Below are 23,584 nucleotides of genomic sequence, written 5' to 3'. Positions count from 1 at the left end.
CTTGGCGTCATGGAACAGACGCTGGATCAGGAGGCCTGCTGGAGAGCCTTGGGCGCGCGAGATGCGCGGTTCGACGGGCGGTTCTTCACGGGCGTGACCTCGACGGGGATCTATTGCCGGCCGGTCTGTCCGGCGCGGACGCCCCGGCGCGAGAATGTGGTGTTTCATCCCACGGCGGCGTCGGCCGAGGCGGCGGGGTTTCGCGCCTGTCTGCGCTGCCGGCCCGAGACGGCGCCCGAGATGGGGGCGTGGCGGGGGACGTCGAACACCGTCGGTCGGGCGCTGGCCCTGATCGAGGCGGGCGCGCTGGACGGGGGCGACGCTGATGCCTTGGCGGCGCGGCTGGGGGTGGGAGAGCGGCATCTTCGGCGGCTGTTCCGCCAGCACCTTGGCGCGGCGCCGGTTAGCGTGGCTCAGACGCGGCGCGTGCTGCTGGCCAAACAACTGATCCACGAGACCGACCTGTCGATGGCCGAGGTGGCGATGGGCTCGGGTTTCGGCAGCGTGAGACGGTTCAACGAGACGTTTCAGGCCCTGTACGGCCGGCCGCCGTCGGAGCTGCGCCGGCGGAGGGTTGAGGGCGAGGGCGGTGGGGCGGTGAAGCTGGGTCTGGCCTATCGCCCCCCTTATGACTGGGCCTCGATGATGTCGGCCCTGTCAGTGCGGGCCGCTCCGGACGAGAGTGTGGCAGACGGGGTCTGGCGGCGGCGGCTGCGGGTCGCGACGGATGGGACGGACGGCGAGGTGTCCGTTCGGGCCGGGTCTCAGGGCAAGGCGGTGGTCGAGGCGCGGGTGGACCAACTGAAAGCCCTGCCCGGCGTGCTGGCGCGGGTGCGGCGGGTGTTTGACCTAGCCGCCGACCCCGAGGCGATCCGGCGCGATCTGTGGGCGGATCCCGACCTGCGCGCGGCGCTCGAGGCCTGGCCGGGACTGAGGCCGGCGGGCGACTGGGTCGACGCCGGGGAGGATGCGCCCAGCGACCGGCTGGCGACGACGGATGCGGTCCTGGCGGCGCGGGCCGGCCGGTGGCGGCCGTGGCGGGCCTATGGGGCGCTGTACTGGACCATGAAGGAGACGGGCGATGCCTAGACAGTCGATAATCTTGACCCTGGATCGGATCGGCTCGCCGGTGGGCGAGGTGCTGGTGGCGACCGATGGCGAGGGGGCGGTGCGGGCGCTGGATTTTCACGATTACGAGGAGCGGCTGCGGCGGCTGCTGCGCCGTCATTACGGGCCGGTCGAACTGGTCCAGGGGCGGGCGCCGGAGGCGGTGCGCACGGCGGTGGAGGCCTATTTCGGCGGTGATCTGGCGGCGTTCGACGGGGTGGTGGTCAAGACCGGCGGGACCGTGTTCCAGCAGGCGGTGTGGGCCGCGCTACGGGCCATTCCGGCGGGCGAGACGCGCAGCTATGGGCAGCTGGCGGCGGCGATTGGGTCGCCCAAAGCGGTACGGGCGGTGGGCCTGGCCAATGGCTCCAACCCGGTCGGGGTGATCGTGCCTTGCCATCGGGTGATCGGGGCGAACGGGACCCTGACGGGCTATGCCGGCGGGCTGGAGCGGAAGCGCTGGCTGCTGGCGCACGAGGCCGGCGGGCGGTTGATCTGATCGGGGAGGCAACGGCATCGGTCCCGGACCGTTACCCAAGGCCACAGACCGAAAGAGTATCGACGATGAAACTATCCAATGGCGCCCTGGTGGCCGTGGTCGACGGCGAGAAGCTTGCCCTGTTCAAGAACACCAACGCCCAGGAGATCCGGCTGACAGCCCTGGAGACGCCGGAGATCGAGGATCGGGTCTCGGGGTCGGCGGGGCGGCGCTCCAGCGAGGCTAACCCGGACAATGATACTCAGGCCGAGGACGGGTTCGCGATGGGCGTGGCCGAGGTGCTGAACAAGTGGTCGGTCACCAACAAGATCGACGAACTGCTGGTCATTGCGGCCCCCAAGACCCTGGGCGAGCTGCGCAAGCACTGGCACAAGGATCTGCAGGGGAAGCTGGCGGGCGAGATCGCCAAGGATCTGACCGGGCACAGCACGGAGCAGATTGCGGCGGCTATCGAAAAGGCCTGACGTCAAAGCGTCGTCCGCCATGCTGCCGCTTGCCTATGGCGGGCGACATCTCAGGTTCAGTGTTAATCTGAGGTTGAATCTTTATGTCAAAAGCGAGGCGTTCGCCTCGCTTTTGTGGCGTAACGGTGACAGTTCTTAATCAAACGTGTCGCCAACCACCGTTTAGCGATTGACCCTCGCTGCGTCGCAGCAAAATCTTTCCCTTATCGCGACTCCTCTCGCGACCATTGGGGATAATCATGCGTAATAAAGCGGTTTTCCGCTCGATCCTGCTTGGCGGGTCGATGCTCAGCTGCCTGTCGGCGCCGGCATTCGCGCAGTCGGCACCGGGCCAGGCCGCCGAAGTGGACGAGATTGTCGTAACAGGCTCCCGTCTTTCGTCGTCGTCGGCGACCCAGGCCGCCCAGCCGGTCCAGTTGGTGACTGCGGAGACGATCGAAGCGCAGGGCGTGACCCAGGTTTCCGACCTGCTGGATCGAATTCCTGCGCTGCAGTCGTCCGCCAGCTCGGCCCAGGCGAATGGTGGAGCGGCGACGTTGAACCTACGCGGCATGGGATCGTCGCGGACCCTGACCCTGGTCAACGGCCGTCGGTATGTCGCCGGCGTGCCTGGGTCGGCCGCCGTCGATGTCAGCAGTATTCCGGCAGGTCTGATTGAGCGGGTCGAGGTCCTGACCGGCGGCGCATCCGCTGTTTATGGATCCGACGCCGTGACCGGCGTGGTGAATTTCATTCTTAAGGACGACTACGAAGGCACCGAAATGACGGTGCAGGGCGGGCTGTCCGGCGAAGGCGATGCGGAGGAGTTCTACGTCTCTCTGCTGCACGGCCGTAACTTCGATAATGGGCGTGGCAATTTCACCATCGGCGTCCAAGGCAATGAGCGCTCCGAACTCTATTATGGCGACCGCAGCTATTCGAAGAATAACGGGACGTACGACGACTACACCAATCCGGCGCTCTACTTCCAGGCCGGTGATCCGCTGCCGCCGGGACGAACCTTGGCCAATACGCGCGGCCGGACCATCCTGCTGGGCGGCGCGCCGCGCTACGCTGGGACGGATGCGTCGCTGATCGCACGGGCTCAGTCGGCGACGCCGCGCGCCTTCATCGCCGATCCGCGCTTCTCGATCTCCAGCACGAGCGGGCTGATCGGCATCGATCTGGATGGGGACGGCTACGCGGAACCGGCCAACTTCTATTCCAATCCTCAGGTGGTCGCCGACTGCAACACCAACCGAAACGGCCAGCTTGGTTACGGTTGCTACACCGTCGATCCGGTCACCGGACAGTTTCGACCGTTCCAGGACGGCCTGTATGCGGGTTCGTCCAACCAGTCGGGCGGCGACGGGGCGGCCCAGGTGTTCGACAATCAAAGCCTGCTGCCCAAGGAATCCAGCTATTCGCTCAGCTTCACGGGCAATTACAATCTCTCGACCTTCTTCAATCCCTTCGTCGAACTGACCGCGTCGTGGAGCAAGGGGACGACCTACAACCCCTACAACACCTATGACGACTCCATTCCCATCTCGCTGGACAACCCCTTCATTCCGGCAGCGTTGAGGGCTCTGGTCGATGCGGAGATTGCGGCGGATCCCAGCATCGCCGACACCGCGCAAATCGCTCTGTCGCGTGATCATATCGACATCTTCGATCCCAAGGCGGAGAACGAGCGTCGCACTTATCGCGCGGTGATAGGCACGCGGGGCGAGCTTGACCTCGGTTGGAACTACGAACTGTCGTTCAACTATGGGCGGACCGAGCAGGACAGCACCTTCGCGGTTCGCCTGGAGGACCGCTTCTTCGCCGCCATTGACGCGGTGACCGACCCGGTGACCGGTGAGGCGGTCTGCCGCTCCACCCTGGATCCCACGGCGGCGCCGCCGATTTCGGGTCTCTACCCGGAGTTTGGCGGACCGGTGCCCAATCCGTTCCAGACCTTTACGCCGGGCGCCGGCTCCGACTGTCGGCCGCTGAACCTGTTCGGGCTCGGCAATGTCAGCCCGGAGGCCTCGGCCTTCGTCGGGCCCTTGGTGACCGACACTTCGCTGATTCAGCAGACGGTGGTGTCCGGCTTCCTGGCTGGCGACCTGGAACGCTGGTTCAGCCTGCCGGGCGGTCCGGTCAGCTTCGCGATCGGCGGCGAATATCGCAAGGAACAGAGCGACTTCAATCCGAACGATTATGACGAGGAGGGCGTGACCTTCCGTTATGCGACCACGGCGGCGGTGGCGGGCGAGTTTGAGGTCGCGGAGGGCTTTGTCGAAATCAGCCTGCCGCTGCTGGCCGATCTGCCGTTCGCCGAGACCCTGACCCTGAACGCGGCGGCACGGTTCGGCGACTACTCCAATATCGGCAATACCGAGACCTTCAAGGCCGACATGGTCTGGGCGCCGATCTCGGACCTGCGGTTCCGCGGCGGCGTGTCCAAGGCCGTTCGCGCGCCGAACATCGCCGAACTGTTCACCCCCTTGCAGACCCAGGGCTTCCGCCCGATCGACCCCTGCTCGGCGGAGAACATCACCCAGGGCTCCAGCTCCCGCGAGGCCAACTGCCGCGCCGATCTGGCTCGCTACGGCGTGACGGTGGGATCGACCTACGACTTCGCCGATCCGCTGACGGCCCAGTTCTTCGGCGCTTCGGGCGGCAATCCGGATCTGCAGGCGGAGACCTCTGACTCCTGGACGGCGGGCCTGGTGTTGCAGCCCCGGTTCCTGTCCGGGTTCACGTTCACGGCCGACTACTGGAACATCAAGATCGAGAATGCGATCGCCTCGGTCTCGGCTCAGGACATCGTCAACAGCTGCTATGATGCGCCCGACATCAACAATCAGTACTGCGCCCTGATCAGCCGCGACGACCGTCCCGGCTCGTTGACCCAGGGCGGCCTGGACTATCTGCAGCAGAGCTCGGTCAACTTCGCCGGGCTGGAAGCCTCGGGCGTCGATTTCGACGTCAGGTATCGCCTGGACATGGACATGTTCGGCAAGCCGGAGTGGGGTTCGCTGGCGTTGGGCGTCGGGGGCACCTGGCTGGAGGACCGCAACGACTATCCGTTCGTGGCGGATGCGTCCCTGGCCAATCCGGTCAAGGAACAGCTGAACTCTCCGGAGTGGGTGCTGAACACCTCCGTTCGGTGGAGCGTGGGCGATTTCACAGCGGGTCTGTTCTCGAACTATCAGAGCAAGCAGACCCGATCGGGCGTCGAGATCGAGAACGTGGTCTCGTATGATGCGCCGTGGAACGATCCGATCTGGACTCATGACGCCTCTCTGTCGTGGGACATCGATGGCGAAAGCGATCTGATCGTCGGTGTGAACAACCTCACGGACGAAGAGCCCTTCCTGAGCACGGTGGCGACGCCGGTGTCGGCGCGCGGCCGTTACTTCTTCGTGCGGTTCAGCAAGAAGCTCTGATATTACAGTGATGTAAGAAGGTGGGGCGGCCGGCGAGGGTCGCCCCTTTTTCGTGGTTCAGGCGCCGTCCAGGAACAGGCGGCAGGCGGGGTTGGCGGTTTCGTCGACATAGGGGTAGCCCAGGTCGGCGAGGGCGGCGGACAACTGGGCCTGTTCTTCGGGGGGGACGCTGATCCCCGCCAGCACCCGGCCGACGTCGTCGCCGTGGTTGCGATAGTGAAACAGGGTCAGGGCCCAGGCGGGCTGGAGGCTGTTGAGGAAGCGCAGAAAGGCCCCCGGCCGTTCGGGGAACTGGAAGCGCAGGATCCGTTCGTGGGGCAGGCCGACGGTGCGGCCGCCGACCATGTAGCGGACGTGCAGTTTGGCCGTCTCGTTGTCGCTCATGTCCTCGACGGCGTAGCCGCCGCCGCGGAGCGTAGCGATCAGGTCGTCGCGCTCGTGCGGACCGTTGCGCAGGGCGACGCCGACGAAGATCTGGGCCGCGCCGTCGCCGGACCAGCGGTAGTTGAACTCGGTCACCGAGCGGCCGTCGAGACTGTCGAGGAAGCGGCGATAGTCGTCGCGGTCGTCCTTCATCGCCACGGCCAGCAGGGCCTCGGCGCCCTCGCCGATCTCGGCCCGTTCGGCGACGTGGCGCAGCCGGTCGAAGTTCAGGTTGGCGCCCGAGTTGACGGCGACCAAGGGGCCCGCGCCGGGATGGGCGGCGGCCCAGGCCTTCAATCCAGCAAGCGCGACGGCGCCCGAGGGTTCGGCGATGGCGCGGCTGTCGTCGAAGATGTCCTTGATGGCGGCGCAGATGGCGTCGGTGTCCACCAGGACGATCTCGTCCAGCAGATCCTTGCACAGGCGGAAGGTGTGATCCCCGGCGCGGCGCACGGCCACCCCGTCGGCGAACAGGCCCACCTCGTTCAAGGTCACCACCTCGCCGGCGTCGATGGCGGCCTTCATGGTGGGGGCGTCCACCGGCTCGACGCCGATGACGCGGGTCTCGGGGCGCAGGAATTTGAGGATGGCCGCCATCCCGGCGGCCAGGCCGCCGCCGCCGATGGGCACGAAGACGGCCTCGATGGGGTCGGCGTGCTGACGCGCGATCTCAAGCCCCACCGTGCCCTGGCCGGCGATGACCTCAGGGTCGTCGAAGGGGTGGATGAAGGCGGCGCCGGTCTGGCTCTCCAGATGACGGGCGTGGGCGTAGGCCTCGTCGAAACTGTCGCCGTGCAGGACCACTTCGCCGCCCAGGGCGCGGACGGCGGCGACCTTGATGCCGGGGGTGGTGGTCGGCATGACGATGACGGCGGGGATGTTGCGGCGGGCCGCAGCCAGGGCCACGCCCTGGGCGTGATTGCCAGCCGAGGCGCAGATCACGCCCCTGGAGAGTTCGGCCTGGGTCAGGCCGGCGATCTTGTTGTAAGCGCCGCGAATCTTGAACGAAAACACCGGCTGCAGATCCTCGCGCTTCAGCAGCACGGGCCGCGCGAGCCGCGCCGACAGGCGACGCAGCGGATCAAGGGGCGTTTCCTCGGCCACGTCATAGACGCGGGCGGTGAGGATGCGGCGGATGGTGTCTTGCATGGAAATGTCGGGAAGGCGGCGTTCTGAAGAATGAAGTCGGCTGCTGTCTAGGCGAACCTGCCGGTCTTGGGAACGGTTCTTGCCGTCGGCGACGGCGGTCCTTGGCGCAAAAACAGGGTGACAAAGCGCCAAACGTGCCAAAGGCGCCAAACCGCCCCCCACGAGCGGCTGCCGGAGGGGGCGATCAGGCGCGGAACTGGAAAGGGCGGCTTTCATCGCGTCTATCTTAAGGGCGGTCGGCGCTCAGGCTTGAAACTCGCCTAGACAGTTCCGTAAGGCGTTGAAATTGCGAAGCGGCGACCAGCGGCATTGTGGGCGATGGGCGGCTGAACCTCTCACAGGACGGCGCCGGGAGCGGCGCAGGCAAACGACCCTCTTGACGGGTCTAGTAACCCATAGGTTATATGTCACCTGTAGGTGACGTGAGGCCGTTATGGACGATCAGGAAAGACGAGACGTGCGGGCGCGAGAGCACAAGCGCGCGCAGCGCTTGGCGATCTGCGCCGGTCTGGGCGGAGGTGGATTGGCCCTGCTGGTGACCGGCCTTCTGGTCATGAAGGAATGGCCGGCAAACCCTGAGATGGGGCGTCTGATCGGCGGCGTGACGATGGCGGCGGGCGTCGTCGCCATGATTGCGAGCGCCTTCTTCGCGCGGCGCTTCCTGCCGAATGCTGACACCTACAGGCTGCAAACCGGCTCCGCCTATCGCGACAAGGTCCAGCGGGAGCGATCTCATTCCATGGCGGCTATGTCGTTCGGTGCGGGCCTATTGACCTTCCTTTCGGTCAAGGCCGGCTGGGGTCTGGCTTCGGGTGCGCCCGGCGGTACGGACTATTTGATGGTGGCGGTTGGCCCCATGGCTGCCGGCCTGATGCTGCTTATGGTGGCCGGGCTGGACAATCCGCGCGACAAGCGGATGAAGCGGCTGCTCGAGGACGATCTGACTCTGTCGTTCCGGCACAAGGCGCTGGCTACGGCCTTGGGCGTCGCAGCCGTCGGGATCGTCGGCGTCTATGCACTGGGGCTTTGGCGGCCTGCTGCGGCGGTCGCGGCCTTGCCGGCCCTGCTCTATCTGACCGGCACGGCGGCGGTGTTGCGCTATTATCTTCTGGATCGCGATGCCGAGCGTGGCTGAGCCTCGGCTGGTCGTGCGGCTGAAGGAGGTGCGGACGGCTGCGGGCCTGACGCAGCAGGAGCTGGCGGACCGGGCCAAGCTGTCGCGCAAGACCGTGAACACGATCGAGAACCGGGTCTTCACCCCGTCCGTGGTGGTGGCCCTGACCCTGGCGAAGGCTCTGGATGTTCCGCTGGGCGATCTGTTTGAACTGATCGACTGAACAATCCGCTTGCGTCCGTCCCGCATCGGCCTACATTGAACATGCTTATGCTAACTTTGAGCATAAGGGTCTAGGGAGACGGTCATGGCGGACGGCGCCTTTGGTCTGACGAAGGAACTGGAGCGGGAGACCGCCGGGGTGTGGGCGAAGGTCAAGGACCACGTCACGCCGCTGGAGTGGCCCGAACAGGCGCGGCTGATCAGCGAGATCAACCGGCTGAAGCGCGAGCGCGACGCCGTGATCCTGGCCCACAACTATATGACGCCCGAGATCTTCCACGGGGTCGGCGACTATGTCGGCGACAGCCTTGGCCTGGCTAAAGAGGCCGCGCGGTCGGATGCGAAGGTGATCGTTCAGGCGGGCGTACACTTCATGGCCGAGACGTCGAAAATCCTGAGCCCGGAAAAGACCGTGCTGATCCCCCACCTGCGGGCGGGATGCTCGCTGGCCTCGTCGATCACGGGGGCGGATGTGCGGCTGATCAAGCAGCGCTATCCGGGCCTGCCGGTCGTGACCTATGTGAACACCACGGCCGATGTGAAGGCCGAGACCGACATCTGCTGCACCAGCGCCAACGCCGTTCAGGTGGTGGAATGGGCGGCCAAGGAATGGGGCGTGGACCGGGTCATCCTGATCCCCGACGAATATCTGGCGCGCAATGTGGCGGCCCAGACGACGGTCGGGATTATCGCCTGGAAGGGCCGCTGCGAGGTGCATGAACGGTTCACGGTGGACGACATCGCCGAGATGCGCGCCGCCTATCCGGGGGCCGAGATTCTGGCCCACCCCGAATGCCCGGAAGACGTGCTGGCGGCGGCGGACTTCGCCGGCTCGACGGCGGCCATGACCGACTATGTCGAGGCGCGTCGGCCCAAACAGGTGGTGATGATCACCGAATGTTCGATGGCCGCGAACGTCGCCGGCGACGTGCCGGGGGTGCAGTTCATCGGGCCGTGCAACCTGTGCCCGCACATGAAGCGGATCACGCTGCAGAACATCCACGACTGCCTGCTGCACATGCAGTTCGAGGTGACGGTCCCGGAGGCGATGATCGAGCGCGGGCGCATGGCCGTGCAGCGGATGATCGACCTGCCGCCGCCGGCGGTCCCGGCCCGCTATGACCTGGTCAAGGCGCGGCACCATGTCGATGTGGAGCTGATCTGAGGCGCGGCGTTCGGTCCCCTCGCCGGGAGCGCGCGCGACGCCCATCTGGACGCCATGAACAACACAGACACACCCGCCCGCACGCCTGACCGCACGCCGGGACCTTGGGACTTGAAACCCGAGGAGGTCGCCGTTCGCGAGGCGCAGGCCCAGCCCGCCTTCGAGGAGCCGGTCGAGAAGGACCAGAGCCTGGTCTGGGCCGTGCTGTCCACGGCTCTGATGGCCGGCTTCCTGTGGTGGATCACGGGCAGCGTCATCGTGGCGGGGGCTGTTCTGATCGGCCTGTTCGTGCATGAGGCGGGGCACGCCGTGGTGATGAACAGGCTCGGCATGGGCCCGGCGCGGATCTACATCATCCCCTTCCTGGGCGGTCTGGCCAAGGCGCGGCGCGCGGCGAAGAGCGAGTGGGACGGGGTTCTGGTGTCGCTGGCCGGGCCGGCGTTCGGGCTCTTGGCCATGATCCCGTTTGTCGGGGTGTGGATGGCGACGGGGCAGGGGGAATGGCTGATGGGGGCCTTCTTCATCGCCATGCTGAACCTGGTGAACCTGGTCCCCGCGCCGCCGCTGGACGGGTCCAAGGCTCTGGGGCCGGTGCTGACGCGGGTGCATCCGCGCCTGGAGCAGATCGTGCTGCTGGTCATCGGCGTGGCCGTGGTCTGGTGGGGACTGTCGACGGGTCGGTTCATCCTGGCCGCCTTCCTGGCCCTTTCGGTGTTCAGCCATCTGAAACGCGGCGTCTGGCGCGCGGCCTGGGGCACGCTGAGCTGGCCCGAGGCGGGCAAGAGCCTGGCGCTTTATCTGCTGACCCTGGCCGTCTGTGCGGCGGCGGCGGTCGGCGCCCTGATGCCCATGGTCGAAGGCGATCCCGCGAGCGCGGTGCGCCTGGGCCTCAACTCTCTCGGAGTGCGGTGATGAACCGAACGCGACATGACGGGCCGCTGATCGTCGGCGCGGGTCTGGCGGGGCTGTCGGCCGCGCTGGAGGCGGCGCGCGCCGGGGCGAAGGTGCTGGTGGTGACGCCGGAGCCCTTGCTGAACGCCTGTTCCTCGGCCTGGGCGCAGGGCGGGATGGCGGCGGCTTTGACGGCTGTGGATTCGGCCGAACTGCACGCCAGGGACACCGAGGCGGCGGGCGCGGGCCTGGTCGAGCCGGGCGCGACGCGGGCCCTGACCGGCGCGGGGCGCGAGACGGTGGAATGGCTGACGGCCCTGGGCGCGCCGTTCGACCGGGACGCGGATGGCGGCTTCGTGGTCAGTCTGGAAGCCGCGCATTCGGTGGCGCGCGTGGCGCGGGTCGGCGGCGACGGCGCCGGGCGGGCCATCCTGTCCGCCGTGGTCGCGGCGGTGCGGGCCGAGAAGCTGATCGAGGTCTGGGACGATGCGCGGCTGAAGGGCCTGTTGCAGGATGAGGCCGGTCGGGTGGTCGGGGCGGTGGTGGCGCGTGGCGGTCGGGCGGTCGAGATCACGGCGACGGCGGTGGTGCTGGCTACCGGCGGGGCGGGCGGCCTGTTCGCCGCGACGACGACCCCGTCGGCGCTGAAGGGCGAGGGGATGGCGCTGGCGGCGTGGGCGGGGGCGGAGATCCTCGACCCCGAGTTCGTGCAGTTTCACCCCACAGCGATCGACGTGGGCCTGGACCCGGCGCCCCTGGCGACCGAGGCCTTGCGGGGCGAGGGGGCGCGGCTGATCGACGGGGAGGGCCGGTTCCTGCTGGGACCCGAGGACGACGCCGACCTGAAGCCGCGCGACGTGGTGGCGCGGGCGGTGCATGCGGCGCGGATCGACGGGCGGGGCGCCTTTCTGGATGCGCGCACGGCCATAGGCGAGGCGTTTCCGCACGAGTTTCCGGCCGTCTTCGCCGCCTGTATGCGCAGCGGCCTGGACCCGCGCGTCAGCCCGATCCCGGTGATGGCGGCCTGCCACTATCACATGGGCGGGATCGCCGCCGATGCGGATGGGCGGACCACGGTCGCGGGCCTGTATGCGGTTGGGGAATGCGCGGCGACGGGGGTGCATGGCGCGAACCGGCTGGCGTCCAACTCCCTGCTCGAGGCGGCGGCGTTCGGGCGGCGCGCCGGGCGGGCGGTCGTGGGCGAGACGGGCGGCGGGCGGGCCCTGCCGGTCGAGACGGCGCCGGACCTGCCCGAGGCGGCCCTGGCCGAGCTGAGGGCGGGGATGACGGATCATGCGGGGGTGGTGCGGACTGCAGACGGCCTGACGGGGCTGATCGCCCTGATCGACCGGCTGGAGGGCCAGTATGGACCGGCGGCGGCCTTGCTGGCGGCGCGGCTGATCGTGCAGGGCGCGCTGGACCGGCGCGAGAGCCGGGGCGGCCACTACCGGGCGGACTATCCGCAGACGAATGCGGTGGCGGACCATACGCGTGTAAGGGCGACGCGGGTCGTGGCGCTGGAGGCGGCGGAATGAGCCGGACCCTGCCTGATATGCTGATCGAGCCGGTCGTACGCATGGCCCTGGCCGAGGACCTGGGCCGGGCGGGCGATGTGACCGCCATGGCCTGTATTCCCCAAGGGGCGCGGATGAAGGCGGCCTTTGTCGCGCGCAAGCCGGGGGTTCTGGCCGGGATCGACTGTGTGCGGCTGGCGGTGCTGGCGATGGACCCGAAGGCCGCCGTCGAGGTACGGCTGAGGGACGGCGCGTCCTTCGACAGGGGGGCTGTGCTGGCGGTGGTGGAGGCCGATGCGCGGGCCTTCCTGTCGGCCGAGCGGACGGCGTTGAACCTGATCGGTCGGATGAGCGGCGTGGCGACCCTGACGCGGACCTATGTCGAGGCGGTGGCCGGGACCGGGGCGCGGATCGCGGATACGAGGAAGACGACGCCGGGGCTGCGGGCGCTGGAGAAACATGCGGTGGCGTGCGGCGGGGGGATGAACCATCGCTTCGGCCTGGACGACGCCATCCTGATCAAGGACAACCATGTGGCCGTGTGTGGAGGCGTCAGCGAGGCGGTGCGGCGGGCGCGGGCCTTTGCGCCCCATCTGATGAAGGTGGAGGTCGAGGTGGACGGGCTGGATCAGCTGGACGCCGTGCTGGACCTGATCGCCGAGGGCGTGGCGCCGGACGTGGTCATGCTGGACAACTTCAGCCTGGCGGACCTGAGGACCGCCGTGGCGCGGGTGGCCGGGCGATTGACGCTGGAGGCGTCGGGCGGGGTCGATTTGACGACCGTGCGCGCGATCGCCGAGACCGGGGTGGACGTGATTTCGGTGGGCGCCCTGACCCATTCGGCGCCCGTGCTGGACATCGGCCTGGACGCGCTTTGAGCCTGAAGGACGGGGAGCGGCCTTTCGAAGCCGCTCCCGTCTCTGCTCAGGCCGGGTTGGAGACGTCCGTGGGCTCGACCTTGGCGGCGGCCTTGGCGGGCGTGACCGAGGAGCGGGTGGCGCGGGCTGAAGCCTGGGCAGCCGGCTGGGGCGCGGATTGGGCGCGCGATGCGCCGGCTTCCGGTTGCGGCGCGGCTTGCGCGCGCGGCTGAGGCGCGGGGGCGACCGATTCCGGCGCCGACAGGCCTTCCTGGGCCAGGACCAGGGAATAGGCCACGGCCTGGCCGGCCTGGCGGGCGGCCTCCACCGGATCGAGCCCGGCCTGGATCAGGCGGGGTTGATCGTCCGAAGTCGAAGGACGGGCGGCATAGGTGAAGGCGCCGCTGGAGCCCGACCGACCGCCGAAGCGGTAGAAGAGGTGGCTGCCGACCTGGTTCACCCGGATCAGCGAATTGCGCCAGACGGGCGCGACGCCGGTGGTGTGGAAATGGGTGGCGTTGCCCACGCCTGAATAGACCGAGCCGGACAAGGCGCCCGAGGCGATGCTCTTGGCGCGGTTCCAGGCGGCGGTGTTGACGCGGCCGCGCATGGCGCCGTTGCAGGTAAAGGAGAACTGGCAGCCGGTCCGTCGGGCCGCGCCCTGATAGACGACGCCGCAGATGGTCTTGGGGAAGGCGGGGTGGCGGACGCGGTTCAGGACCACCTGAGCCACGGCCTGCATTCCGTCGCGGCCTTCGCCGCGGGCTTCGTAATAGACGACCTGGGTCAGGCAATCGAGATCGCGGCTGGCGTCCAACGCGCTGGCCATGCGGAAGGGTTTGGCGCCAACGGGCGAGGTCAGGTTGGCGCGACGGAGGTTAGGGTCGCGGTTATTGTCCAGCTGGTCGAGGCGGGCGGTCAGCAGCTCCGCCTGACGGTCGCGCTGGGCCGAGCCCGCGCTGGTATAGGGATCATGGCGACGGGCGATGGACAGGGCGCTAGCGTCCAGGCCGCCTGCGGCCGCAGACAGGGCCTCTTCGGTGAAACCGGCCGCGGTGGCGCCCTGAATCCGCTCGGCCTGGGCGCGCAAGGTCGTCGTGCGCGCCATGGTGCCGCCCAGATAGGCGCCGCCGATCGCCAGTCCCACCAGACCGCCAAAGGCCGCAGCAGCCGTCATGGGCTTGATCTTCGCCACACGATCGGCGCGCGACGCGGCGCGCGTCTGAGAGGAATGCGACAACGGTTCGTCCTGTTCAGCAGGGCGAGAAACGCTGCCCCCGGGTAGTCTCGTCTTCCAGGCGACTTTGACGGTCGCATTCCGGCTGACGTTTCAACGCACGGCGTAATCTGCCCGACGTCGAGGACGGGCCTATATAACGGAGTTTGTGACCTGAATGTGGCTGATTCGCAAGTGTGGGGTTAAGGCGTCGAAAGGATTAGGTATTTTCACTGTAACCTCAGGGCTTTTTTGCTGCTGGGGCAACAATGTGACAGTCCTGATAGCGAATACTGTATTGGTTTTCACTGTGTCTTCATTCGCCGGTGGGTCGCGAACGCATTTCAGCTAACGCGGGGGAGTCGTCTGTTCATATTTGGGCCGAGCTGCGTATTCAGCCTGCCTTGGAACCTGAATGTCTGTTCAGCGTTGAAGCGTCACCTTTGGAGAGAAGCCCATGTCGAAAATCCTCACCCTGGCGGCTGTAACCGCTGGAGCCTTGGTCCTGGCCGCCTGCGGCACGACCATAGAACAGAAGGCGGCCAGCGGCGCCGTCGCCGGGGCCCTGGTGGGCGGACCGGTCGGAGCGGCGGTCGGCGGCGCCGCCGGCACGGCGGTCGGTCAGGCGCAAAAACCGAACTAAGGTTGAGGCGTGCCCTTGTCCTCGCGAGGGCGCGACCTATCTGCATCACTAAGGCGGCCGAGGCGCAGGATATGCGCTTCAAATGGCGCGCCGGCTCGATTTCGCCGCTGCAAACCTTGCTTTTGGCGCGTGTATCGGGTTTGTGCGCCCCGCTTCGGGTCGTGTGTTTCTAGTCGCCGCCCGACCCCCGATAGCCGCCCCTGGCTGTTCACAAGGAACCCTGACGCTTTCGCATGAAAGATCTGAAGACCGGATTTTCCGACCGCATTACCGCCCAGCAGGAGGCCAAAAAGGCCCTGCTCGCCAAATTCAAGCCGAAGGCCGCCGCCCCCGACCCCGAGTTCGAACGGCTGGCTGAAAAGCGCGCCGCCGAAAAGGAAGCCCTGCGCCAGCAGCACGAGCTGGCCAAGGCTGAGCTGCGCCGTGAAAAGGCCGAGAAGGACGCCGCTCGTATGGCGGCTGAACTCGCGGCCCAGGAAGAGATCGAGGCCGAGAAGCGCGCCGACCGCAAGGCGCGCAAACAACTGACCAAGGAAGAGCAGAAGGCCAAGCGGGACGCCCGCTACGCCGCCCGCAAGGCGCGTCGCTAGTTTACTGGCCGTCTGACCGAAAGATTGGCGCGTCGCGAGTTTCGCGGCGCGCTTTTCTTTGCCTGCAGCGCCGCTGCGCCTGAAGCGGACCTATTCCGCCGGAAGAGCGGCTCGCCCATCGACGATGCTGCGCAGCTGTTCGGTTGAATAGGGTTTGCGCAGGAAGGGCCAGGGCGTGCCGGCCAAGGCCTGGTCCACGTCGTCTCCGACATAGCCCGAAGTCAGGGCGATGCGCATCTCGGGCCAGTCCTGCGCCGCCTGACGCGCCAGGTCGATGCCGCTCATCCCGCCGGGCATGACGATGTCGGTCAGCATGATGTCGAACCGGGCGTTGCGTAGCGCCTCGAGCGCGTCTGGCCCGCTTTCGGCCAGTTGCACCTCCAGGCCGAAGCTTTCCAAGAGATCCAGAGCCACGGCGGCGACGCTGGGGTCGTCCTCGACCAGCAGCATCCGACCGCCTCGGGTGGAAGCCCGTTCACCGGCGTTGCTTGCAGCGACCGGGGAGGGGAGATCTTCGGCGAGCAGCGGCGGAAGATAGAGACGGACCTCCGAGCCGCGCCCGACCGTCGATACGACGTGGACCCCGCCGCCCGACTGGCGGGCGAAGCCATAGACCTGGCTGAGACCCAGGCCTGTGCCCTTGCCGACCGGCTTGGTGGTGAAGAAGGGCTCGAAGACGCGGTCGATCACCTCGGCCGACATGCCCGATCCATTGTCCGACACCGTCACACAGACATAGTCGCCGGGCGCCAGCTCGGCGATCTGACCGGCCTCGATAGCGCAGTTCATGGTCTGGATCGTGATCCGCGCGCCCTTGCCGCCCGTGACATCGCCAAGGGCGTCGCGGGCGTTGACGACCAGATTGAGCAAGGCGGCCTCGAACTGAGCCGGGTCGACCTTCACCCGCGCGCCGCCGCGCTTCAGCTTGACCTTGAAATCGACGGCCTCGCCTACAGCGCGGCGCAGCAGAGGCTCGCCCTCGCGGATCAGTCCGTTCAGGTCTAGCGCCTCGGGACGCAAGGCCTGACGGCGTGAGAAGGCCAGCAATTGGTGGGTCAGGCTTTCGCCGCGTCTCGCCGCAGCCAGGGCGGCCTCGCCCAGCTTCTTCGTCTTGGCCGGATCGTTTGATCGCAGGATGATGTCCAGTGCGCCGATAACCACCGTGAGCAGATTGTTGAAGTCGTGAGCAACGCCGCCGGTCAGACGGCCCACGGCCTCCATCCGCTGGGCATGCATCAGATGGGCCTCGGCGGCCGCCTTTTCCTCCAGGGCCTCGGCGACCCGGACTTCGAGCAGTTCGTTGATGTGCTTCAGATCGTCCTCGGCCTGCTTGGCGTCCGTGACGTCCAGACTGGCGCCGACATAGCCCTGGAAGCCGCCGGAGGCGTCGAAACGCGGCACGCCCTCAGTGCGGATCCAGCGCAGGCCCAGGGTCGGGTGATTGACCCGACTGAGCGCTTCAAAGCGGTCGCGGGCCTGGAAGGCGCGAAGGAAGGCGGCCTCGAACACCATCTCGTCGTCGGGGTGGATCAGCCTGCGCCAGGCGTCGGCCAACTGCTTCTGGGACCGGATGCCGCAGAAGCGGCGGTAGCGTTTGTTGGCGAAGACGATCCGGGACATCTCGTCCGTCATCCAGATCAGGGCCGGGGCGCTGTCGGCGACCGTGCGGAAACGGACTTCGGACTCGGCCAGGCGCGCCTGGGCTTCGCGCATGTCGGTGACGTCGAAGGCGACGCCGACGAAGCCGATCACCGTCTTTCCGGCCAGCCGGGGGCGGGAGAAGGATTTCAGCCAACGCCATTCGCCGTCGTGTCGGCGATAGCGCGCCTCGAGCGAGAAGGGTTCGCCGGTGGCTTCGCCCGCGATGGACTCCGCGATGATGCGCTCCACATCATCGGGGTGCAGGGAGGCGCGCCAGTCGGCGGCTCGCGCCGTTTCATAATCGGCGCCGAAATAGGCGACATAGGCCTGATTGACGAAGGCGCGTTGCCGATTCTGGTCCGTGACCCAGATCAGGACCGGCGCGGTGTCGGCCAGAAGTCGGAACCGGGTCTCGCTGTCGCGCAGGGCGGCCTCTGCGGCGCGGGCGTCGGTGACGTCGATGTTGACGCCGATCATGCCCATGAATTCGCCCGCGGCGTTCAGGCGCGGGCGGGCCTCGGTGCGCAGCACGCGCCATTCGCCGTCCTGACGACGATGGCGTCCCTCCACGACATAGCCCGTGCGGGCGTCGTTGGCCTGTTGAGACACCGTCAGGACCCGGTCGCGGTCGTCAGGGTGCAGAATGGCGTTTGCGTCGAACGCGCGAAGGTCCGCCAGGTCGCCCCAGAACAGGCGCTGGTCGCTGTTCAGGTGGATGACGTCGCCGTTCGCATCGGTCATCCAAAGCATGACCGGGGCCAGTTCGCTGATGATGTGAAGCCGGTCTTCGGTCTCGTCTACGCGGGCGTTGGACAGGGACAAGGCCGAGACCACCGCGTCCAGCCGCGCCAGGGTCCGGCGAAGGGACGCGCCCAGCCACGCGCAGAACAGGCCGACGATAATGAAGTTCACCGTGGCGACGAGGCTGAGGCCCGGTTGCATGCCGGCGCCGGATCCGCTGCTGAGCGCCACTACGCCCCAACCGCCGATCAGGGCGGTGAAGACCGCCGTCGCGCCCGACAGGCGTCCGCCAGCCAGGGCCGCCAGGATGACGCCCGGCAGAAGGATCATGAAGCCGGTGATTTCGCCGTAGAAGGCCGCCCCCGCCGCGCGCACCGCCAATGCGACCCCTGCGCCGACAACCCCGATCAGGATACGTGTTCCGACCGAGCCGCGCTTCAGGCGCGCCAGTGCAAGGAGGCTGCGATCAGCGTCCAGAAATCGCGTGAAGAACGCATTTGCGTTCATGCCGCCCCGCCCTCATCGCGCCGATCTTGTGCAGCACTTGTTGATGCAACGCTTGTTCGTGATTCGCGTTCCTGACGGTCATGCTCGGACAGCGGCTGTCCGACGTAAAGACTAATCAACGGATGGAACGAATATGACCGCAACGATCGACACCGGACTGTCCCAGGCCGAGCGCGGCGATGTCGCCGAGCAGCTGACGCGCGTGCTGGCCGACGCCTATGCGGTCTATCTGAAGACGCACGGCTATCACTGGAACGTGCGGGGTCCGGAGTTCTTCGCCCTGCACAATCTGCTGGAGCAGCAGTACCGGGACCAGTGGGAGGCGCTGGACACCATCGCCGAGCGCATCCGGGCGCTGGGCGAGTTCGCCCCACAGGGCTATGGAGTCTTCGCCAATCTGACGAGCATTCGCGACGGCGATCCGGAGAAGGAAGCGCCCGAGATGCTGCGCGAGCTGATGCGGGACCACGAGACACTGATCGCCACCATGCGCGCCGCCCTGGATGTGGCGGACGGCGACGGCGATGACGTGACCGTCGATCTGCTGACCCAGAGGTTGGGCGCGCATGAGAAGTTCGCGTGGATGCTGCGGTCCACACTGGGCGGGCGATAAGATCCGGGCGGGCGATAACACGGGTCTTCCCGGCGCCCGAAAACGGCCCCGAAGTGCGGGCATGACGACGTTGAAGCGGGCTCCCTTTGGCGGGAGCCTCGTCTTTTGTGGACCCGAATGACTCTGACGCACTGGAAGACGATCTGGACGGCGCTGAAGCGCTCGGCGGCGGCTCTGCCGGCCGCCGGCGCCGTGCTGGGCGTCGCCATGGCGGCGGGATCGACCGTCCGGCCCGACGTCGATCGCACGGCCGAGGCGGTGGCGCGGGTGACGGGCGGGGATCTGAGCGCCGCGGGTCTGGACGCGGTGAAGGGGCGGTTGACGCCGTCTCAGCTGGCCCTGGCCCAACGCCACGACCCGGGCCTGCAGCCGGCGGCCTACAAGCCTGACGAGTCTTTGCTGGCGACCGGCGCTCTGCGCCCCGCACGCCCATTCGTGTTCAAGGGGAGCGCCGAGGATCGACGACGCGCGCTGCGCTGCCTGACCCAGGCGGTCTATTTCGAGGCGGCGCTTGAGCCGGACGCCGGTCAGGCGGCGGTGGCTCAGGTGGTGCTGAACCGGGTGCGCGATCCCAACTATGCCAAGACCGTCTGCGGCGTGGTGTTCGAGGGCGCCGAGCGGATCACCGGCTGTCAGTTCAGCTTCACCTGCGACGGGTCGCTGTCCCAGGCGCCGGTCGCCTGGGCCTGGGAGCGAGCGCGCAAGGTGGCGGAGAAGGCGTTGAACGGCGAAGTGGCCCAGCAGGTGGGGACAGCCACCCACTACCATGCAAACTATGTCGATCCCTGGTGGGCGCCGTCGGTGGCCAAGGTGAACCAGATCGGCGTTCACATCTTCTATCGCTGGAAGGGTGTCTATGGCGAAACCGCCGCCTTCCGCACGGAGTACAAGGGCCGTGAACCGGTGATCGACGAGGCGCGGTTCTCGCGCCCGCGCCCTGGCGTTCAACCCGGTCAGGCGACCGGCGGGGCGGACCCGGACGCCCCGCTGCCGGACGCCGCCGCGACGCCGATGAAAACTGTCGAGGTGGATGGACAGCAGCGGGTCGTCGGGGTGGTCAGCCTGGGCGGCCGTCGCTTGCCGACACACGACGAGGTGGCCGCGATCAACGCCCGGCTTCAAGCCCTCGAACGGGCGGCTCCCTCTGCGCCCAGTGTCGTCGTGGCGCCCGAAGGCGTGGCGACGATGCCGGTGGAGGAAGTGGGGCGGCCCGCCAATTGATCAGGTCGCCGGCCCCTAGTGCAACGCTTCGCCGGGTTGAAGCATTATGGACCGACTTTACCGACGGCCGAACGAGGACGCCTGATTGACCGTGCCCGATAGAGACAGTCCGGGGTGGGACGAGTCCGAACGTCTGGCGATCCTTCGGGACTATGGTGTTCTGGATACCGAGAGGGAGGCGGCGTTCGATGACGTGGTCGCCCTGATCGCCCGCATCTGCGAAACCCCTATCGCGGTCGTCAATCTGATCGACGCCGACCGGCAGTGGTTCAAGGCCGAGACCGGATTGGGTGTGCGCGAGACGCCTCTGGCCACGTCCTTCTGCGCCCACGCCCTGTTGCAGGAAGACGGCATGGTGGTGCCGGATGCGGCGCAGGATCCGCGTTTCATCGACAATCCTCTGGTGACCGGCGAGGCGGGCCTGCGGTTCTACGCCGGGCGGCTGCTGAAGACGCCGGAAGGCCTTCCGCTGGGCACGCTGTGCGTACTGGACACCAAGCCCCGGCCGGAGGGTCTGACCGACCTCCAGGTCATGGCGTTGGAGACCATGGCCCGTCAGGTCATGTCCCACATGGAGCTGCGCCGCGTTCTTCGTCTGCGAAAAGAAATGGAGGCGCAGTTCCGCGTCCTGGCGGACGCCATGCCGCAGATGGTGTGGTCGACGCGGCCGGACGGGTTTCACGACTATTACAATGCGCGCTGGTACGAGTTCACCGGCGTGCCTGCGGGTTCGACCGACGGAGAGGGATGGAACGACATGTTCCATCCCGATGATCAGGCCCGGGCGTGGGAGCGCTGGAGCCGGTCACTGGAGACCGGAGAGCCTTATGAGATCGAATACCGGCTGAAACATCATTCGGGCGTCTATCGCTGGACGCTGGGCCGGGCGGTGGCGGTGTTGAACGACGAGGGCGAGATTACGCGGTGGTTCGGGACCTGCACCGACATTGACGAACTGAAGCGGCTGGAGCAGGGCCGGGAGCTGATCAGCCAGGAGCTGAGCCACCGGATCAAGAACATCTTCGCGGTGATCACGGCCCTCGTCGCTCTGTCGGCGCGGCAATATCCCGAGGCGAAGGCCTTCGCGGCCTCGCTGCGAACGCGGATTGCGGCTCTGGCGCGCGCCCATGAGTTCGTGCGGCCGCACACCGAGACGTCGAAGCCGACGGTGGGGCCGACGACCCTGCACGCCTTCCTGTCGGACTTGTTCGGGGCTTATGCGGACGATGCGGGGGCGGCTCGGGTGGTCATATCCGGGGATGATGCGGTGTTCGACGACCAGGCCGCCACATCGGTCGCTCTGCTGTTCCATGAGCTGGCGACCAACGCGGCCAAGTATGGCGCGCTGTCCAATGATCGAGGCCGGGTCGAGTTGACGACGCGGGGAGAGGAAGACCGGTTCGTGCTGACCTGGACGGAGACTGGGGGGCCGGTCCTGGACGGAGCGCCCACCAAGACGGGGTTCGGGTCGTCGCTGGCCCTGCTGTCGGTCGAAGGCCAGCTGGGCGGCCGGTTTGTGAGCGAATGGCGGCCTGAAGGCCTGAAGATTGTGGTGGATTTGCCATCCACCGCGCTTTCGCGACGTCGAGCAGCGGAAAAGGCGATTTGATCAGGCCTCGCTTGAAACCCTTCGGACCCGTCTGCGTTCTGTCCGTTCCCGAACACAAGTTCAGACCCTTATGACCGCGCGTATCCTCATCATCGAAGACGAAGCCCTTGTGGCGATGGAGCTGCGCTTCGTCCTGGAAGATCTGGGCCACGAAGTCGTAGGGGTTGCGGCGACGTCTAAGTCGGCGCGGGACATGGCGCGCGAGACCGACGTCGATCTGGCGCTGGTCGATATCCATCTTTCGGACGGCCCTACGGGGATCGGCTTGGGGCGGGAGCTGGGACAGGACATGGGCGTGACCGTCCTGTTCATGACCGCTAATCCCGGCATGGTGCGCGAAGGCGTCGCCGGAACGATCGGCGTCCTGTCCAAGCCGACCGACGAACGCGCCGTCCAGACCGCCATCGACTACGCCCTGCGACGTCGCCAGGGCGAGCCGGTGCAATATGCGCCGCCGGGCCTGCAGCTGTTCGGCTGACCGACGGCTGGGGGCCTGTCACCAGGCCCCGATCTTCTCTGCTTCCTTGTGGCTGATCGGATGGTTGGCCTTGGCGTGGTCTTCCTCGGCGAGGAAGCGGCTGGCCTCAAGCGCAGCCATACAGCCCATTCCCGCCGCCGTGACCGCTTGGCGATAGACGTCGTCGGTGACGTCGCCGGCCGCCCATACGCCCTCGATCGCGGTCTGTGCCGTACCCGGCTTGACCCGCAGATAGCCGCCCGAGTTGGTCTCGAGCTGCCCCTTGAACAGTTCCGACGACGGGGCGTGGCCGATGGCGATAAAGACACCGTCGGCCGGGATGTGCTGGGACGAGCCGTCCTCGACGTTCTTCAGTCGGACGCCGGTGACATTCTTGGCCATGCCGTCCACGACGCCGACGATTTCCTCGATCGCCGAGTTCCAGATGACCTCGACCTTGGGATTGGCGAACAGGCGGTCCTGGAGGATCTTCTCGGCGCGGAACTCGTCGCGGCGGTGGACCACCGTGACCTTGGAAGCGAAATTGGTCAGGAACAGCGCCTCTTCGACGGCGGTGTTGCCGCCGCCGACGACCACGACGTTCTTGCCGCGATAGAAGAAGCCGTCGCAGGTGGCGCAGGCGGAGACGCCGAAGCCCTGGTAGGCGGCCTCTGACTCCAGGCCCAGCCATTTGGCCTGGGCGCCAGTGGAGATGATGACGGTCTCGGCCAGGATCTCTTCGCCGCCGTCCAGCTTCAGCCGGAACGGGCGTTGCGACAGGTCGGCGGAGACGACGATGTCGTGGATGACCTCAGTCCCGACGTGCAGGGCCTGCGCCTGCATCTGCTCCATCAGCCATGGACCCTGGATGGTCTCGGCGAAGCCGGGATAGTTCTCGACATCTGTGGTGATGGTCAGCTGGCCGCCGGGCTGGAGGCCGGCGATGACGACGGGGTTCAGCGAGGCGCGGGCGGCGTAGATGGCGGCGGTCCAGCCGGCGGGGCCGGAACCGATGATAGCGACGCGTACGGTACGAGCTTGGGTCATGGCCCCTATTTAGGGGCTGATTCCCGTTTGCGCGATGTTAGTCTCGCCTTTGGCGCAAAGGGAGGCAGGGATGAGCGACAAGAAGGCGGCCTATTTGCCGATCGGCATAGGCGTGGGGATTTCGATTGGCGTGGCTTTGGGCGTGGCCACGGACAATCTGGCCCTCGGCATCGGTCTGGGCGTCGCCATCGGCGCTGGACTGGGCGTAGCCCTCAGCGCGAAACCCAAGTCCAAGAAGGGCGACGGTTCGGATGGCGGCGGGCCGGTCATTTTTGACGGAGGGGGCTCGCATCATCATGGAGCCAAGGACAGTGGCTCCGACGGCGGCTCCGACGGTGGTGGGGACGGCGGAGGCGGGGGCGACTGACGAGACCTGTTCCGCTCATCCCGGCGAAAGCCGGGACCCAGTTCTTTCGCTCGGCAGTGCGCTGGACCAAGAGCGGTGAATCCGCCCCATATCTGAACGCCCAAAGCTCTG

At 67.2% G+C, this 23,584-nt stretch carries 21 protein-coding genes; 17 read left to right on the top strand and 4 right to left on the bottom strand.

Features of this window, described 5'->3' with window-relative positions:
- Positions 1 to 9: 9 nt before the first annotated feature.
- From PKE72_RS05455 to PKE72_RS05440, 4 genes are all read left to right on the top strand, one after another.
- The gene (locus tag PKE72_RS05455) at positions 10 to 1,089 is read left to right on the top strand and encodes a bifunctional transcriptional activator/DNA repair enzyme AdaA (protein WP_271164358.1); all 1,080 of its coding nucleotides are present in this window, start codon (positions 10 to 12) and stop codon (positions 1,087 to 1,089) included.
- Positions 1,082 to 1,606: a methylated-DNA--[protein]-cysteine S-methyltransferase gene (locus tag PKE72_RS05450; protein WP_271164357.1), complete on the top strand. Its 525-nt coding sequence runs from the start codon at positions 1,082 to 1,084 to the stop codon at positions 1,604 to 1,606. The genes PKE72_RS05455 and PKE72_RS05450 overlap by 8 nt, the downstream gene beginning before the upstream one ends.
- 65 nt (positions 1,607 to 1,671) lie before the next feature.
- Entirely contained in the window at positions 1,672 to 2,070 is a 399-nt protein-coding gene (locus PKE72_RS05445; RefSeq protein ID WP_271164356.1) for a host attachment family protein, read from the top strand.
- A gap of 239 nt (positions 2,071 to 2,309) precedes the next feature.
- Positions 2,310 to 5,486: a TonB-dependent receptor domain-containing protein gene (locus tag PKE72_RS05440; protein WP_271164355.1), complete on the top strand. Its 3,177-nt coding sequence runs from the start codon at positions 2,310 to 2,312 to the stop codon at positions 5,484 to 5,486.
- Between the two features lie 57 nt (positions 5,487 to 5,543).
- Here PKE72_RS05440 and ilvA read toward each other — a convergent pair whose 3' ends face one another.
- A complete protein-coding gene (gene ilvA / locus PKE72_RS05435; protein WP_271164354.1) occupies positions 5,544 to 7,058 on the bottom strand; it encodes a threonine ammonia-lyase, biosynthetic in 1,515 nt (504 codons plus the stop codon).
- Positions 7,059 to 7,491: 433 nt separating this feature from the next.
- On the opposite strand from ilvA, the gene PKE72_RS05430 reads away from it, so the two are divergent.
- From PKE72_RS05430 to nadC, 6 genes are all read left to right on the top strand, one after another.
- On the top strand, positions 7,492 to 8,193 hold the full coding sequence (locus PKE72_RS05430; protein ID WP_271164353.1) for a hypothetical protein: 702 nt from the start codon (positions 7,492 to 7,494) through the stop codon (positions 8,191 to 8,193).
- On the top strand, positions 8,186 to 8,395 hold the full coding sequence (locus PKE72_RS05425; RefSeq protein WP_271164352.1) for a helix-turn-helix transcriptional regulator: 210 nt from the start codon (positions 8,186 to 8,188) through the stop codon (positions 8,393 to 8,395). Before PKE72_RS05430 ends, PKE72_RS05425 begins: the two co-directional genes overlap by 8 nt.
- An 84-nt stretch (positions 8,396 to 8,479) precedes the next feature.
- Entirely contained in the window at positions 8,480 to 9,559 is a 1,080-nt protein-coding gene (gene nadA / locus PKE72_RS05420) for a quinolinate synthase NadA (protein WP_271164351.1), read from the top strand.
- Positions 9,560 to 9,613: 54 nt separating this feature from the next.
- Positions 9,614 to 10,471, top strand: a complete 858-nt coding sequence (locus PKE72_RS05415) for a metalloprotease (RefSeq protein WP_271164350.1) — start codon at positions 9,614 to 9,616, stop codon at positions 10,469 to 10,471.
- Positions 10,471 to 11,985 carry an L-aspartate oxidase gene (locus PKE72_RS05410; protein WP_271164349.1) on the top strand — a complete coding sequence of 505 codons (1,515 nt, stop codon included), beginning with the start codon at positions 10,471 to 10,473 and terminating at the stop codon, positions 11,983 to 11,985. Before PKE72_RS05415 ends, PKE72_RS05410 begins: the two co-directional genes overlap by 1 nt.
- Positions 11,982 to 12,842, top strand: coding sequence for a carboxylating nicotinate-nucleotide diphosphorylase (gene nadC, locus PKE72_RS05405; RefSeq protein WP_271164348.1), 861 nt, complete (start codon positions 11,982 to 11,984; stop codon positions 12,840 to 12,842). The genes PKE72_RS05410 and nadC overlap by 4 nt, the downstream gene beginning before the upstream one ends.
- Positions 12,843 to 12,888: 46 nt before the next feature.
- Here nadC and PKE72_RS05400 read toward each other — a convergent pair whose 3' ends face one another.
- Positions 12,889 to 14,061: a cell wall hydrolase gene (locus PKE72_RS05400; protein WP_271164347.1), complete on the bottom strand. Its 1,173-nt coding sequence runs from the start codon at positions 14,059 to 14,061 to the stop codon at positions 12,889 to 12,891.
- A gap of 433 nt (positions 14,062 to 14,494) precedes the next feature.
- Here PKE72_RS05400 and PKE72_RS05395 point away from each other — a divergent pair, with 433 nt between their 5' ends.
- The gene (locus PKE72_RS05395; RefSeq protein WP_271164346.1) at positions 14,495 to 14,680 is read left to right on the top strand and encodes a hypothetical protein; all 186 of its coding nucleotides are present in this window, start codon (positions 14,495 to 14,497) and stop codon (positions 14,678 to 14,680) included.
- A gap of 233 nt (positions 14,681 to 14,913) precedes the next feature.
- Positions 14,914 to 15,270: a DUF6481 family protein gene (locus PKE72_RS05390; protein ID WP_271164345.1), complete on the top strand. Its 357-nt coding sequence runs from the start codon at positions 14,914 to 14,916 to the stop codon at positions 15,268 to 15,270.
- Between the two features lie 90 nt (positions 15,271 to 15,360).
- On the opposite strand, the gene PKE72_RS05385 is transcribed toward PKE72_RS05390, so the two are convergent.
- On the bottom strand, positions 15,361 to 18,159 hold the full coding sequence (locus PKE72_RS05385) for a hybrid sensor histidine kinase/response regulator (RefSeq protein ID WP_271164344.1): 2,799 nt from the start codon (positions 18,157 to 18,159) through the stop codon (positions 15,361 to 15,363).
- A 133-nt stretch (positions 18,160 to 18,292) separates the two neighbouring features.
- Here PKE72_RS05385 and PKE72_RS05380 point away from each other — a divergent pair, with 133 nt between their 5' ends.
- The 4 genes from PKE72_RS05380 to PKE72_RS05365 all read left to right on the top strand — a co-directional run bounded on the left by PKE72_RS05380 (position 18,293) and on the right by PKE72_RS05365 (position 22,080).
- Positions 18,293 to 18,772, top strand: coding sequence for a Dps family protein (locus PKE72_RS05380; RefSeq protein ID WP_267514300.1), 480 nt, complete (start codon positions 18,293 to 18,295; stop codon positions 18,770 to 18,772).
- A 117-nt stretch (positions 18,773 to 18,889) separates the two neighbouring features.
- Positions 18,890 to 19,993, top strand: a complete 1,104-nt coding sequence (locus tag PKE72_RS05375) for a cell wall hydrolase (RefSeq protein WP_271164343.1) — start codon at positions 18,890 to 18,892, stop codon at positions 19,991 to 19,993.
- Between the two features lie 91 nt (positions 19,994 to 20,084).
- Entirely contained in the window at positions 20,085 to 21,602 is a 1,518-nt protein-coding gene (locus PKE72_RS05370; RefSeq protein WP_271164687.1) for a sensor histidine kinase, read from the top strand.
- Positions 21,541 to 22,080 (top strand): response regulator, encoded by a 540-nt coding sequence (locus tag PKE72_RS05365; RefSeq protein ID WP_271164342.1) that lies wholly within the window; start codon positions 21,541 to 21,543, stop codon positions 22,078 to 22,080. The genes PKE72_RS05370 and PKE72_RS05365 overlap by 62 nt, the downstream gene beginning before the upstream one ends.
- An 18-nt stretch (positions 22,081 to 22,098) precedes the next feature.
- Here the strand turns inward: PKE72_RS05365 and trxB are convergent, their stop codons facing one another.
- On the bottom strand, positions 22,099 to 23,106 hold the full coding sequence (gene trxB, locus PKE72_RS05360) for a thioredoxin-disulfide reductase (protein ID WP_271164341.1): 1,008 nt from the start codon (positions 23,104 to 23,106) through the stop codon (positions 22,099 to 22,101).
- A 70-nt stretch (positions 23,107 to 23,176) separates the two neighbouring features.
- Here trxB and PKE72_RS05355 point away from each other — a divergent pair, with 70 nt between their 5' ends.
- Positions 23,177 to 23,473, top strand: a complete 297-nt coding sequence (locus PKE72_RS05355; RefSeq protein WP_271164340.1) for a glycine zipper domain-containing protein — start codon at positions 23,177 to 23,179, stop codon at positions 23,471 to 23,473.
- The last annotated feature ends 111 nt before the right edge of the window (positions 23,474 to 23,584 follow it).

Origin of the sequence: Brevundimonas intermedia (assembly GCF_027922165.1) — a bacterium.
Taxonomy (GTDB): domain Bacteria; phylum Pseudomonadota; class Alphaproteobacteria; order Caulobacterales; family Caulobacteraceae; genus Brevundimonas; species Brevundimonas intermedia.
Note: the sequence above shows the minus strand (reverse complement) of the source record. Positions and strands in the feature narration are given on the sequence as shown.